Source organism: Akkermansiaceae bacterium (assembly GCA_024233115.1).
GTDB lineage: Bacteria > Verrucomicrobiota > Verrucomicrobiia > Verrucomicrobiales > Akkermansiaceae > Oceaniferula.
Map to the genome: position 1 here is coordinate 488,176 of JACKQB010000005.1, position 14,064 is coordinate 502,239.

The 14,064-nt window shown below is 57.6% G+C and carries 15 protein-coding genes; 7 read left to right on the forward strand and 8 right to left on the reverse strand.

Annotation, left to right across the window (positions count from 1 at the left end; all coding sequences use genetic code 11):
- Positions 1-30: 30 nt before the first annotated feature.
- Positions 31-1,251: a translation initiation inhibitor gene (locus tag H7A51_15745; GenBank protein MCP5537672.1), complete on the forward strand. Its 1,221-nt coding sequence runs from the start codon at positions 31-33 to the stop codon at positions 1,249-1,251.
- Positions 1,252-1,342: 91 nt separating this feature from the next.
- Here the strand turns inward: H7A51_15745 and H7A51_15750 are convergent, their stop codons facing one another.
- The 8 genes from H7A51_15750 to H7A51_15785 form a co-directional block, all read right to left on the reverse strand.
- The gene (locus H7A51_15750) at positions 1,343-2,248 is read right to left on the reverse strand and encodes a hypothetical protein (GenBank protein ID MCP5537673.1); all 906 of its coding nucleotides are present in this window, start codon (positions 2,246-2,248) and stop codon (positions 1,343-1,345) included.
- Positions 2,249-2,395: 147 nt separating this feature from the next.
- A complete protein-coding gene (locus tag H7A51_15755; GenBank protein ID MCP5537674.1) occupies positions 2,396-2,833 on the reverse strand; it encodes a molybdenum cofactor biosynthesis protein MoaE in 438 nt (145 codons plus the stop codon).
- A gap of 41 nt (positions 2,834-2,874) precedes the next feature.
- Positions 2,875-3,696 (reverse strand): NTP transferase domain-containing protein, encoded by an 822-nt coding sequence (locus H7A51_15760; GenBank protein ID MCP5537675.1) that lies wholly within the window; start codon positions 3,694-3,696, stop codon positions 2,875-2,877.
- A gap of 14 nt (positions 3,697-3,710) precedes the next feature.
- Positions 3,711-4,190: a cyclic pyranopterin monophosphate synthase MoaC gene (gene moaC / locus H7A51_15765; protein ID MCP5537676.1), complete on the reverse strand. Its 480-nt coding sequence runs from the start codon at positions 4,188-4,190 to the stop codon at positions 3,711-3,713.
- Positions 4,191-4,297: 107 nt separating this feature from the next.
- Positions 4,298-5,557, reverse strand: coding sequence for a molybdopterin molybdotransferase MoeA (locus tag H7A51_15770; protein ID MCP5537677.1), 1,260 nt, complete (start codon positions 5,555-5,557; stop codon positions 4,298-4,300).
- 47 nt (positions 5,558-5,604) lie between these two features.
- Positions 5,605-6,882 carry a polysulfide reductase NrfD gene (gene nrfD, locus H7A51_15775; protein MCP5537678.1) on the reverse strand — a complete coding sequence of 426 codons (1,278 nt, stop codon included), beginning with the start codon at positions 6,880-6,882 and terminating at the stop codon, positions 5,605-5,607.
- A 4-nt stretch (positions 6,883-6,886) separates the two neighbouring features.
- Positions 6,887-7,852, reverse strand: a complete 966-nt coding sequence (locus H7A51_15780; GenBank protein MCP5537679.1) for a 4Fe-4S dicluster domain-containing protein — start codon at positions 7,850-7,852, stop codon at positions 6,887-6,889.
- 12 nt (positions 7,853-7,864) lie between these two features.
- Positions 7,865-8,509: a hypothetical protein gene (locus tag H7A51_15785; GenBank protein ID MCP5537680.1), complete on the reverse strand. Its 645-nt coding sequence runs from the start codon at positions 8,507-8,509 to the stop codon at positions 7,865-7,867.
- A gap of 162 nt (positions 8,510-8,671) precedes the next feature.
- Here H7A51_15785 and H7A51_15790 point away from each other — a divergent pair, with 162 nt between their 5' ends.
- Genes H7A51_15790 through moaA form a run of 6 tightly spaced genes read left to right on the forward strand, consistent with a single transcriptional unit; the run spans position 8,672 to position 14,028 of the window.
- On the forward strand, positions 8,672-8,968 hold the full coding sequence (locus H7A51_15790) for a hypothetical protein (GenBank protein MCP5537681.1): 297 nt from the start codon (positions 8,672-8,674) through the stop codon (positions 8,966-8,968).
- 27 nt (positions 8,969-8,995) lie between these two features.
- The gene (locus tag H7A51_15795) at positions 8,996-11,416 is read left to right on the forward strand and encodes a molybdopterin-dependent oxidoreductase (GenBank protein ID MCP5537682.1); all 2,421 of its coding nucleotides are present in this window, start codon (positions 8,996-8,998) and stop codon (positions 11,414-11,416) included.
- A 34-nt stretch (positions 11,417-11,450) separates the two neighbouring features.
- Positions 11,451-12,269, forward strand: a complete 819-nt coding sequence (locus H7A51_15800; GenBank protein ID MCP5537683.1) for a hypothetical protein — start codon at positions 11,451-11,453, stop codon at positions 12,267-12,269.
- A 15-nt stretch (positions 12,270-12,284) separates the two neighbouring features.
- Positions 12,285-12,650 carry a 4Fe-4S binding protein gene (locus H7A51_15805; protein ID MCP5537684.1) on the forward strand — a complete coding sequence of 122 codons (366 nt, stop codon included), beginning with the start codon at positions 12,285-12,287 and terminating at the stop codon, positions 12,648-12,650.
- On the forward strand, positions 12,647-12,979 hold the full coding sequence (locus H7A51_15810) for a hypothetical protein (protein MCP5537685.1): 333 nt from the start codon (positions 12,647-12,649) through the stop codon (positions 12,977-12,979). The genes H7A51_15805 and H7A51_15810 overlap by 4 nt, the downstream gene beginning before the upstream one ends.
- A 44-nt stretch (positions 12,980-13,023) precedes the next feature.
- Complete coding sequence (gene moaA / locus H7A51_15815) at positions 13,024-14,028, forward strand: GTP 3',8-cyclase MoaA (GenBank protein MCP5537686.1); 1,005 nt, start codon at positions 13,024-13,026, stop codon at positions 14,026-14,028.
- Positions 14,029-14,064: the final 36 nt, after the last annotated feature.

Sequence of the window (14,064 nt, forward strand, 5' to 3'; positions counted from 1 at the left end):
CGTATCCTGTTCATACCCATCCATCATCCTGTGTTACAAGAAATCGATCATTCCATGCCCGCGACAGATGTGGTGCCTGCAAAAACCAGCCAGCCTCAGGATCTGCCGGTTGCCGTGAGCTGCTCCCGTTTCCCCGGGGCCGATGGTGTGGAGGAGCTGCAATGGATGATCCGGCCCACACGCTACGCCTCCTTTGAAACCCAGCTTGAGTGGGTCCGGCTCGCCTATGAAAAAGCGGTTGAAGACGCAGGTATGACTATGAACACCGCCGTCTGGCGCAGATTCCTCTGCAGTGACCTGCTGAACCAGACCGGGATTCTGCAAAGCCAGCCATTTGCCGTGCCGGATGACCAGCCTAACAAGTGCGCTGTTTCCTGGGTCTGCCAGCCCCCTGTCGCGCCATCCAAGGTGACCCTGTGGGCACAGCATGTCTTTGATCCGTCCGGGTCACTCCAAAAAACCAAGAGCGGAAAAACGCTCAGCCTGAACCGTGGCGAGCTGACCCACTATTGGACTACGGGTGTCACCACACCCGATGTCGAGGGCGCCTATGACCAGACCCTGGGGATTTTCGGGCAGTACGACGAGGTGCTCAGTGCCCACCATCTGACTCTGGCGGATAATGTCGTGCGCACCTGGTTTTTTGCCCAAAACGTCGATGCCAATTACGCGGGACTCGTCGAGGCCCGGAACGAGGTTTTTAATGAGTGTGGGCTGACACCAAAGACCCACTACATTGCCAGCACCGGTATCGAGGGCGGCTCTTCCGAGGTGTCCGCGCGTACCATGATGGACGCCTACGCCATCCGGGGTGTGAAACCAGAGCAGATTACCCACCTGCACGCACAGGATTACCTGAGCCCCACCCATATCTACGGGGTGGCTTTCGAGCGCGGCACCAGCATCGCCTACCGCGACCGCAAACATATCTTTATCTCAGGAACCGCCAGCATCGATTCCCATGGCGAGATCCTCTATCCGGGTGATGTTTTCCATCAGCTCGACCGCACCCTGATCAACATCGAGGCATTGCTCAACGAGGCCGGTGCCACCATGGCCGACATGCAGGTGATGCTCGTCTACCTCCGCGACCCCAACGACCACGCACCCATCCTGGTCGAACTCAACAAACGCTTTCCTGACACGCCCTTTGAAGTCGTCACCGCCCCCGTCTGCCGCCCCGGCTGGCTGATAGAAATCGAAGGCCTCGCCGTGGTCGCGAATGATGCCCCGGAACTACCGGCCTTTTAAGGTAGGACAGCTTTGCAAGCTGTCGGCAACCCAAGTACACATCCTGCCGACAGCTTGCAAAGCTGTCCTACTCTCCCAAGGTGTCAACCGTCTACCTCTCCACTTCTTCAAGATGCACTGTGTTTATCTGTAAGTCACTCAAGGTGTTCAGAACCGCTCTGAAATCCAGGTCGTTGGCATTGGGTGTCACCCTAAGCTTGACTTCTGGCACTGCGGCACCAGCACGAGCGACAGCGACATAACCTTCCAGGCGGTTTTTAAGTTCATACTTGTTGGACATGAATTCTTCGGCTTCTTCCTCATTGATGGAGATTTTGCTCCCCACTTGCACGGTCATTGGCATGAGAAGGCGATCTTTATCCCTTTTCCATGGCTTTACCGTTAGAATCTGATTGTGTTTCAGCTTAACCCGGCATGTAGGCTTTTTCTTCAGAACAGCTCGCACGTCGGCAAGTAAGGAGTCTTCGGTGAAATGGTATGCATCAGCCTTCTTGAGTTCAGCTTCATCAACTTTGATCTCACTGATGGTGCTGCGCCAGTCTCGGTCGGGATCGTATTTGATGGAAAAGGTGAATTTGGCTGAATACTCAATTTCTCCTTTGATGCTCAGGGTGTCTTTTTTTGACATCGGGATCCATCTGCCGATGTCTAGGTATTCTATTACACCATGCTCTGCGACAGTCTTGATCAAAGCCGGGCTTAAATCCGCAGATGCAAGCACCTTGTCGTTGTGGAAAATCTCAAGGGTGCCAGATAGGGTGGGATAGAGGAGAAATAGGACACGCTTGTTTTCCTCGTCAGCGAGGATGCCGATCCATGCATGACGGTTGAAATGGTAACAACGAGAAACTAGCCCAGGGTATGACTCATCAATTGCCTTACGCATTTCGTGTTCCTCACACCAGATGCTGTTTGGGAAAACCGGCAGGGCTGCCGAGACGTTTGTCGACCCGATGAGGCAAAATCCCAGAGCGCAAAGTAGAATATGAAGTTTCATAACGTACTGGCTGAACGATACGCTATCAGTACGCTTTTGTAGATGATAATATCCCCCCTGTTTTGTAATCGCACACTCAGAGTAGGACAGCTTTGCAAGCTGTCGGCAGGATATGTGCCTAGGTTGCCGACAGCTTGCAAAGCTGTCCTACGTTGAATGCCCGTGCTCCGCGCATGAGTGGCACTTGACCCAGGTGCTGGTGCCATCGGTGTAATGTTCCTTTTTCCAGATGGGGACGGTGGATTTGATCGAGTCGATGATGGCGCGGCAGGCGGCGAAGGCGGCGTCGCGGTGGGCGGCGGAGACGGCGATGCAGATGGCAATCTCACCGATCTCAAGGTGGCCGGTGCGGTGTTCGCAACGGGCGGCGACGACGTCATGGTTTTTACAGATTTCCGCCACAATCCGATTGCCCTCTTTCTCCGCAAGCGCAGGAAAAGCTTCGTATTCCAACGAGGTGACGTCGCGGCCCTGGTGGTGGTTTCTCACCCAGCCCTCGAAGCTGGCGAATCCTCCTGCAGAAGGGTCGCGAACCGCGTCACAAAGCGCACGAGGATCAATCGGCTTATCAGTTAATTTAAACATGTCATCTAATTCTACACTCACTATTCAAAATTCACCATTCTTCAGCCGCCTGCGACGGGGGGGATGAAGACGATTTCCTCGCCGTTGGTTAGGGGGTGGGTCCAGTCGGCGAAATCACCATTCACAGCAACCATCATGCCTTTGCGTTTGAGCGGGATACTGTGTTTGGCGCGGATTTCCTCGAAGAGTCCGGCGGGGGTTTCGGAGTCGGTTTCGAGCGTTTCGCTGGTGGTTCCGGTAAGCTCGCGGAGCTGGGCGAAGTAGGTGACGGTGATGGTTTTCACAGTGGTGGCTTGGTTGATCCGGGCGCGGACCTCGAGTAAATCCGCTTCGGTATTGGTATTGGCAAGCGTCCAGAAACCAGGTGACGGCAGGGCGTTACCGTTGAGATTTTTGAGAACCGAGCGCGGGCAGCGTTTTCCATCGTCGACTGCTGTTCGGACGATGGCAGCTGACGAAGGCTCCCAGATGGCACAGAGTGGTTCGGGGAAACCATCGGTGGCGCTGGTGAAGTAGGTGGCTTGCAAAGAGGTATCCCGGCCATCAGCCAGCGTCTTGAGATGTTTTTCTTCTAACAGAGGTAAATCGCAAGCCAGCACCAGCCAGGTGGCGTCCGGGTAGGCTTGTTGGGCGGAGGCAATGGCACCGAGTGGGCCAATGGGCCCGAAGGCATCGACGATGGTGTTTCCCTCCCCCGTGTCCTCGCGCATGGAGATGAAGACGCGGTCACAGACCGAACCTAACAATTTCACTCCCCGGTCACGTTGACTCATGCCGTCACGCAGCACGAGTTCGGATTTATCCGATCCCATGCGGGTGGATTTTCCACCGACCAGCAGCAGACCGTTTATACAATGATTCATTCTGCAATCTGAAGTTATGTATTCCGAAAGTCCCCGCTCTTCCCGCCTGTTTTAGTCAGCAGCCTTGTCTCGCGGATGACCATGGCTTTGTTCACGGCCTTACACATGTCGTAGATGGTGAGTGCGGCCCCAGACGCTCCGGCGAGGGCCTCCATTTCGATGCCCGTTTTCCCCGTGGTGACACAGGTGCAGGTGATGGTGATCTCGGTGTCGGAGGTCGGCTCGATGGTGAACTTGGCACTGTCTAACGGCAGGGGGTGGCAGAAGGGAATGAGGTCGGATGTTTTTTTACACGCCATGGTGCCCGCAATGATGGCAGTGTGGAAAACGGGCCCTTTTTTGCTTTTGATATCACCGTCCTGAATATGAGCCATCACCTCGGTACCGACATCGATGATGCTTTGCGCGGTAGCGGTGCGGCGGGTCGTATCTTTCGCGGATACGTCAACCATACCAGGTTGGTTGTTTTGATCGATGTGAGTGAGTTTGTTCATTTTTTTGACAGAATTTACAAAATTAACAGAATTGTTGCTTAGGTTGTCGGCAAGTTGCAAACTTGCCCTACTTTGGTTTTTGGAGTTTGGTATTTGAAACTTAGATCTTAAACCCAAGGGTAGAACCGGGCGGCTTCGTTGAGAAGTTCTTTTCTTGCCAATGTGCCGGGGATTTCAGCGATGCCGTCAGTCCCTGCAAGGCTTAGGAAATTTCCTGAGTTAGAGGGTGGGAGAAGTTGGATGCGACCATCGGCGACACGGCAAGCTGTCAGGCCAGTGAAGTGTGGCGGGCAGTTGAAGCTGCCGGTTGCGGGCAGTGTTTGCGGACTAGGCCGATTGCCGCTGATCATCCCGGTGAGTGCCGGCAGCAGGTAACGCGCTGTGCATGCCATCACGGAAACAGGATTGCCAGGCAGGGCGAATATTGCCCGCTTGCACACCTTCCCGCCTGGGGCGGCACCGTCGTCCGCTCCATCGGGGCTGTCGTGACCGGGGGTGAATGTCCAGAATGCCATCGGTTTCCCCGGACGCTGGGCGATACCATGGAAGTGTGGCTCCCCGAGGAGTTGATGGAGAACCGGGGCCACGTAATCGTATTTCCCCCTCGAAACACCACCGGTCAGCAGAATGATGTCGTAATGGCTTTGCAGGGCGTCGGCAATGGCTGCATGCAATTCCTCTGGGTCATCGGCAACGTGAGTATCCTCCACGGTGCCGAGTTTCTTCGCGGTGATGGCGGCATGCAGGGCAGTGGCATGGCTGCGTCTGATCTGGTGGGGCAGGGGGCTGTCCCCGGGAGCAACAACCTCATCGCCGGTGGTGATGACAAGGATGCGTGGTAAGCTGGAAACTTGCAGGGTGGTGGCACCAACTGAGGCGGCAATCGTCAGCTCGTTGGCGTTGAGGAGTTGGCCGCTGCCCAGCAATACCTGCCCCCTTCCGGTATCACTTCCCTCCTTGTGGATGTGCTGGCCCGGGGCAGGGCGTGCGTCAGCGGAGATCCGGGATTTACCCTCGGAGAGTTCGATGTCCTCCACGGGGATGACGCAATCACAGCCATTGGGTAAAACACAGCCCGTCATGACTTCGATGCAGGTCCTGGGATCAGCCAGACCGATTGCCGCTGCCCCGGCTGCCTGGGTGGCTGCGATGGGAAAGCTTCTGTTTCCTGCCTGATAGGATGCAAAATCGATCGCGATACCATCCATCATGACACGGTCAAACGGTGGCAGCGGTCGGTCGGCGACGATTTCCTGACGTAGATACCGACCCTGGGCCTGCGCGAGCGGCACCGACTCGATGGCAGCTTTACAAAGGTGGCTGCGGATGATGGCATCCGCCTCGTCTACGGTGATGAGTGCTGGCATGGGATGGGTCGATGGTCGTGCCGACCATGTGGCACCTGCGGGAAAGGCTATTTGTTTTTCCCCTGCAATGCTCCGGTCTGCCCCGTGAAGATGGGGATGGCGACCTTGAGTAGCAAGGTATAAACGATTAATCCCGCCGCCCAGATGCCGGCGGAGACCTTCCACTCAATCGCACTCGGGATGTACTCGACCCACTCGTGAAGGGTGGATGGGATGAACCCTGGGATGATCAGGCCCATGCCTTTTTCGATCCAGATACCGACAAATACGAGAACACAGGCGACGTCGAGCGTCTTCATGTGCAAGTGGATCTTGGGTCGCATCAACAGCACCGCAGCCACGACGATGGCGATGGTTGAGGTCCAGATCCATGGTTGCAGGGCATTCAGTCCGTGTTCGCCAAAGTAGAGGTAATGCGCGGCGGTGGCGTGGCTACCCCCGGTGTAGAACTCGGTAAAGAGCTCGGAGATGAGCATGACCAGGTTGATGAGAATCGTGATGCGCATGATCCCGACCAGCGTGCGGATCGAGCCCTCGCCGATCTTCATCTTGGTCATTCGACGGATGATTTGAAGCACCACGACGATGAAGGCCGGGCCGGCGACGAAGGCGGAGGTGAGGAAACGCGGGGCGAGCAGCGCGGTGTTCCAGAACGGGCGTCCGCCGAGGCCGCAGTAAAGGAAGGCGGTGACGGTGTGGATCGAGATCGCCCAGGCGATGCTGAGAAACACGAAGGGAACGTACCAACGCTTGTCGGGCTTCTCGCCGAGGAAACGCTTGTAGAGCAGGTAACCGCAGATGTGCAGGTTGAGCAGCAGGTAGCCGTTGAGCACGATGACGTCCCAGGTGAGCATCGAGATCGGCCAGTTGAATTTCCCGACGAAGGGCAGGATGTGCCAGAAGCGGTCGGGCCGGCCAAGGTCGACGACGACGAACAACAGACACATCACGATCGAGGCGATGGCCAGAAGCTCGCCGATGATGACCGTGTCGTGCATGTCGCGGTCATGGTAGATGTAGGCCGGGATGACCATCATCACGCCCCCGGCGGCGAGGCCGACGATGAAAGTGAAGTTCGCGATGTAGAGGCCCCAGGAGACGTGGTCGGTCATGGCAGTGACGGCCATGCCGTCGCGCACCTGCACGGCCCAGGCGTGGGTGCCGACCAGCGCGATGCAGGTGAGCACGAACATCCATGCGTAAAACAGCCAGCTGCCCTCTGTGGCCAGTCGGAAGGCGAGGCGCAGGAACTTCAGGTAGCTGGTCGCATGGAAGCGCGCGTCGTGGTGGGGCGCGTCCGCGGTCGTGGCATCGGGTGGGGTCATGGGCCTATTCGTCGAAGAAGTAAAAGAAGCTGGGGCGGGTTCCGAGTTCCTCCTTGAGGACGAAGACCCGCTTGGTGTCGATGACCTTGCGGATCTCGGAATGAGGGTCGAGCAGGTTGCCGAAGACGCGGGCGCCGGTCGGGCAGGCCTCAAGGCAGGCTGGCATGCGGCCCTCGCGGGTGCGGTGCAGGCAGAAGGTGCACTTTTCCATCACACCCTGCGGACGGATGCGGTTGCTGAGGTAAGACTGGTTCGGGTTGATCTCGTTCTTGGGAACGACCGGCTTCTTCCAGTTGAAGCGCCGCGCGTGGTAGGGGCAGGCGGCCTCGCAGTAGCGGCAACCGATGCACCAGTTGTAATCGACCACCACGATGCCGTCCTCTTCCTTCCAGGTCGCCTCGACCGGGCACACGTCGACGCAGGGCGGGTTGTCGCACTGCTGGCATTGCACCGGCATGTAGAACTTGTCGGGATGAGGGACGGGGTGGTCGTAGTGGACGTTGCCCTTTTCCATGTCCATCGAGCCCTTGGTCATCTCGAGCACCCGGATGTAGGAGTTGGAGGTGGCGCGGTCGTGGTTGTTCTCGTGGTGGCAGGCCTCGGCGCAGCGGCGGCAGCCGATGCAGATGCTGAGGTTGAGCGCGTAGCCGAACTTGACACCCATCTGCGGCCGGTGATCGGTGATGGTCACGTCGGCACCGTAATCTTTTTTGGTTTCCTCCTCCAGCCGGGCGATGACCTCGTCTAACTGGTCATTGGAAAGCTCGCGATAATGGGTCTGGAGAAACTCATCGACGGAGGTCGTTTCCTTCCACTCGGTGATCGGTGCCATGGCCTTGGCGAAGGCGGCCACCCCGAGAGTGGCACCCGCAGCCTTGAGGACGTTCCTCCGGTTGAACAGGCTCTCATCAGGTGCCCCATTGTGGCAGCCGCAGCCGCTTCCACATGATTCCTTTTTATTGTCGCTCATACTGAAAATGGGTTAGTGCTTTGCTCCTTCACCCCCCTTGGTTCCGATACGTGTTTTGGGCGGAAAAACAGGCATCACCTTCGGGTAGGCCGGCGCGTGGGGGTCGTGGCAGTCGACACAGTTGTTACGTTGACGGGGACCGCGGCTGAGGTCCCAGTAGCCGGTCATGCCGCCGTGGCTGCCATTGTTATAGTCGCGGAATTGCGGGCCGTGGCATTGGGCGCAGAGCTGCATGACATTGGAAAATGAGACCGTGGTGCCGTCTGCGAGCCGAAGCGACTCGTAGTCTTCCGGATTGTGGCAGCTGGCACACTTGAGTGAGTTGTGACGGAACGACATGTGCTGGTGGAAATCCTTCAGATTGGCCGCGCTTTCCGTAAGTGTGTTTGGCTCCTTGGTGTCGTGGCAGTTGTTGCAACGGATCATGACAGGGTTTCCCTGCCGGTCCTTTTTGCCGGAGTCGACCATGGGCATGAGGTCGGGCCGGTTGATCGTGACTTCATGCTGGGTGCCACCCGGCGTCCAGGTCTCGAGGTTGCTGCGGTCGCCTGTGCCTGCACCTTGCATATAGCTGACCGCAACAGCTGTTAGTAATCCTAGGATAATGAGCACCGCAATGACTACGACGACTCTGCCCGTTTTTGAAATCTCTTGCATGGTTTCCTGATGTGTGGGGCGAGAATTCTCTCAACAAATTTCTTCGTTGGATGATTGATGAGCCAATCCGGTGGGATTTTCAATATAAAAAGACCTTTTATTCTTGAAATGCGGAGCCGGATGTTTCTATATCGGACTCATCGGAACAGCCGGCCCGAAAAAATGCCTGTCAACGGATTATTGCTCACACTCACGGAAGACGAAAAGCTTGCGCAGAGTTCTTTGTTGGAAATTGAATGCCGTGACGACATCGAGCTGGGCGACCGCACTGGCCGCTGGCAGCCGGTCGTCGTGGAAACCGGGGGCACGCGCGAGTCGCATGAAGTGCATGAATGGCTGGAGAATTTGCCGGGAGTGCTTATGGTGGATGTGGTTTTCTCCAGTGTCAGTCCGCCACAAGAGTCCCAGCCTGCCCGGCCAGATGGCAATCCTTCATCCAAAGCTGTCCACTTAAAGTAAGCAACCAACAATCAACCTAACAATATTATGAATACGATGGAACGCCGCGACTTTCTGAAATTATCGGCTATGGCAGCCGCCACAGCAGCAGCCCAGGCCAAAGCCGGGGTTGAGCGCACAGCCTTGCACAAGGATGCTCATGGTATCCGCTGGGACAAGGCGCCGTGCCGATTCTGCGGCACAGGGTGCCACGTGAAGGTCGGTGTCAAAGGTGGCCGCGTGGTGGCCATCGCCGGTGCCGAAGACGCTGATGTCAACAAGGGCCTGCTCTGCGTCAAGGGTTATCACGTCGGTGGCATCCTCTATGGCAAGGACCGCCTGACCACTCCGATGCTTCGCAAAGAGGGTAAACTGGAGCCGATCAGTTGGGATGAAGCGATTACCGTGATTGCCGAGCGTATTTATAAGAACCCTCAAAAATTCGCCTTTTACGGCTCAGGTCAGTGGACGATTCCCGAAGGCTACGCCGCCCAGAAATTCATCAAGGGCGGGCTTTCTAACAATCACATCGACCCCAATGCCCGCCTCTGCATGGCGTCTGCGGTGACCGGTTTCATATCGACCTACGGTGTCGACGAACCCGCCGGGACGTATGACGATCTCGATAACGCCAGTGTCGTGATTTTCTGGGGTAATAACCCGGCGGAGATGCACCCGGTGCTGTTTTCCCGCATTGTCGACCGTCGCTCGCGCGGGGAAAAGGTCACCATCATCGACATCGGCACCCGCCGCACCCGCTCCACGGAATTTGCCGATCACTATCTGGAGTTCCGACCCCAGACCGACCTCGCTATAGCGAACTGCATTGCCAACTACCTGATCGAGAACGACAAATACGATAAGGCATTTGTAGAAAAATACTGCAATTTCCGGATCGATGTCGACGACAAGACGCGTGACCTCCTCGGCAAGGCCAGCACCTTTGAGGAATACAAGGCGAAAATGTCCACCTACACGCTGGAATACACCAGCCAACTCTCCGGTGTGTCCGTCGAGAAGCTCACCATGCTGTGTGAGACATTTGCGGATTCCAAGCAACTGATCACCTCGCTTTGGTGTATGGGGGTCAACCAGCACTACCGTGGCACCGCGATGAACCGCCTGCTACACGGTATCCACCTGCTATCAGGCCAGTTTGGCAAGCCGGGTGCCGCTCCTACCAGCCTGACTGGCCAGCCGTCGGCTTGTGGCACCGCCCGGGAAGTGGGGACTCTGGCCCACGCCCTTCCCGGCGGCCGTATCGTGGCGAAGCCCGAACACCGGGCCGACTGTGAAAAGGCATGGAACATGGCACCCGGAACGATCAACGAGAAGCCCGGCTACCACACGGTGCTGATGTTCGAGAAGTTTTGCACACCGACCGCCGAGGGTGGGGACATCGATACGATCTTGGTTCAGGTGACCAACCCTGGCCAGACATTGCCAAACCTCTACAAGCTTTTCGACGCCAAGAAGGACCTGGCAGACAAATTCCTGATTGTCTCCGAGGTCTATCCCACGGCCACCACCGAGATCGCCGACCTCGTTCTCCCCGCCGCCCTCTGGGTGGAGAAGAGCGGTGTCTACGGTAACTCCGAGCGCCGGACCCAGCAGTGGTTCAAGCAGGTGGAGCCTCCGGGAGGTGCCCGTGAAGACGTCTGGATGACCATTGCCATCGCGCGCAAGCTCTACGACATGGGTTATCCCGGCATGAAGGACAAGGATGGTAAGTTTATTTTCAGCTATAAGGATGAACAAGGCAATGAAGTGCCGATCTGGGATTACGCCCACTTCAATGACATCAACGTCGATAAGGCTCTTTACGAGGAATACCGCCCCCTTACGCACGCCAAACACAAGAATGTCGCTCCCTACGATGTGCTGGTAAACGCACATGGCCTGCGTTGGCCTGTGGTTCAGACCAAGGACGGTAACTGGCGTGAAACCCGCTTCCGCTTTACCGAGGCGGACGATCCCTTTGTCAAAAAAGGGACCGGCCTCCAGTTCTATCATTCCACCACCAATGACGATAAGGCGCAGATCTGGTTCTGCCCCTACGAGGCGGCACCTGAAGAGCCTAATAAGGAGTATCCGTTCTGGCTCTGCACCGGCCGCGTTCTCGAGCACTGGCACACGGGCAGCATGACCATGCGCGTCGACCAGCTTCGTAAAGCCATGCCCAAGGCATACGTCGAGCTTAACCCGAAGGATGCTGCGGACAAAGGCATCAACAATGGCGATCTCGTCAAGCTGACCACCGCACGTGGTGAAATCGTGCTGCCCGCATGGATCAATGGTCGGGCCCAGCCACCGCGCGGCTCCGTCTTTGTGCCCTTCTTTGACGAAAAGCTGCTGATCAACCGGCTGACGCTGGATGTGACCTGCCCGGTTTCGAAAGAACCCGATTACAAAAAGTGCGCCACCAAGGTGGAAAAATACAACCCAACCGAGAAGCAGCCGCTTCCGTAATGGAACGGGACAGCAACGATCAACCCACAGATTGATGAATACACACGATATTGAAGACTACTTTGCCTCGCATCGGAGCATCCTGGCGGTGTTATTGATCGTCGTAGGTATTGTATCTGTCTCCGGTTTCTTCATGGGGATGCGCCAGAGCACGCGCAGTAGCGATGACGAGTCCCTGTGGCGGGCGGCCCATGCCCCTGCGGCGGACGAGCATGCGACTTATCCGGTGGCTCCCCTCTACAAGGACATCCCCACGGCCGAGTGGAAAGCGAACAAGGACTGGGTCAACAGCCTGGCGAACCTGCCCACCAAGGAAATGGATCGCAGCGCCCGTGAGCCCATGGACGAGCATGCGATAGATCTCATCCTGGCCGACCGCCAGTCGCGCCGTGCTTACGACGGTGCACCTCCTACCATTCCGCACTCGATCAACTACCGCGACGTGCAGTCGTGTTCCGCATGCCACAGCCAGGACGCCAACGTCCTGATCGCCGGCAAGCGGGTGCCCGCCATGAGCCACCCCTACATGGCTAATTGCACCCAGTGCCACGCCCCTGCATCCGGGATGACCTTTGCCGTGCATTCCGGCACCACTGGACTCGTCGTCGAAAACAAGTTCCGCGGCAGCAAGCGCTACGGCAATGGCCAGCGTGCTTTTCCCGGCGCCCCACCGACCTTGCCGCACCCGGTTTGGATGCGGCAGAACTGCGTTTCCTGTCACGGCCCCGGTATGGCGGACGCCATCACCACCTCCCATCCGCAGCGGCAGAACTGTCTGCAGTGCCACGCGCCCTACGAGGGTTATGACAACCGCGAGCGGCTTGGGCCATTGACTCCGCCCGTGGGTAGGTGATATATCCACGGGACGATGGTGGATCGCTCACAACCAGTGTCACGCCGTGGGCTTTTTGGAGCCTTGGTGCGTCCCTTTACCCGTCACCTCAAGGAGCGGCCGGTCGCTCATCCTGAGGAAATTCCGGATGCCGATACGCCGCGCGTGGCGATCATCCAGGGACGTTTCTGCCTCGCTTACCAGGGAGGAGTGTGTTTCACCTGCTCCGAGCGCTGCCCCGAGCCGGGTGCGATCACAACCCAGCAAGGGATTCCAACCATCCACGCAGACCTTTGCACCGGATGTGGGATCTGCCACGACCTGTGCCCGGCACCCGTCAACGCCATTCTGGTCAAGGCCAAGCCGCCAACCCAAACCACCGAACCATCCGAACCGTCATGAAGGAGGAAAACCCCGAGCCCGCCCCGTCGGCAGCCCTGCCAGACCTGCAACAGTCCCTGCTTGATCCGGCAACGCTCGAACAGCTCTTCATTGATCTCGGTGCCCTGACGGAAATCACCGAAATCATCCCGAAAGCCGCCGCCGAGGGCTACGTGCCCGAACACACCCGGATCACTCTCGACGAAGCGAAGGACCTACTCCTGTCGGGTTCCATCCGCGGTCTCCAGATACGCTACAATTACCAGGGAAGCCAATGGTGGGACACCCTCCTCCCGGCACCCCATGGCGAAGGCCACCGCATCGTCAGAATCGAGCACAACTTTGGTTAAACTCCAAGTTTTAAACTCTAAATACCAAGTAATCCTGTAGAAAAATGTTCACCGATACCCTCTGCCGCCCACTTCGTGATCTCAGGATCTCGGTGACGGACCGGTGTAACTTCCGCTGCCGCTACTGCATGCCGGCGGAGGTCTTTGGGGATGGCTACCACTACCTGCCCAAACCCGAAATCCTCACCCTCGAGGAAATCGCCACTTTTGCCCGCATCTTTTGCAAACTGGGTGTCGAAAAACTCCGCTTGACAGGTGGCGAGCCGTTGCTGCGCCGTGGCCTGCCCGATCTCGTCGCCATGCTCTCTGCAATCCCCGGGGAGCACGATATTGCGATGACCACCAACGGCACGTCCCTCGCCCGCTACGCCAAAAAACTCAAAGCGGCCGGGCTGCACCGGGTCACCATTTCGTTGGATGCCCTCGATCCCGAAATATTCGGCCGGATGAACGGCACCGGGGCATCCCCGGAACGGGTCATCGAGGGCATCGATGCAGCACTCGAACACGGTCTCGGTGTCAAGATCAACAGCGTGATCCAGAAAGGCGTCAACGAAGACCAGGTCTTCCCACTGGCGAACTTCGCCCGCGACCGCAACGTGACCCTGCGCTTCATCGAATTCATGGACACCGGCAATACCAACGGCTGGAAACTCGACCAGGTCGTGCCCTACACCGACATGATCAAAGACCTGCACCGGCATTTTCCGCTGGAGCCCATCGATCCTAACTACACCGGCGAAACCGCTCGCCGGTTCCGCTACAAGGATTTTCCCGAGCAGGAAATAGGATTCATCACTTCTGTTAGTCGACCGTTCTGCTCCGACTGCAACCGCGTCCGGTTATCCGCCGACGGCCAGATCTTCACCTGCCTGTTCGCCTCCCACGGCCACGATTTGAAAACAGCCCTCCGCGCTGGTGTCAGTGATGAACAAATGACCGACCTCATCCGCGCTGTCTGGACCGCCCGCGACGACCGCTACTCCGAACTCCGTACCCAGATCGGCGGCACCCAGGTAAAGCCGGAGATGTCGTATATCGGGGGGTAGTGGTCGGTGGTCGGTGGTCGGTGATCGGTGATCGGT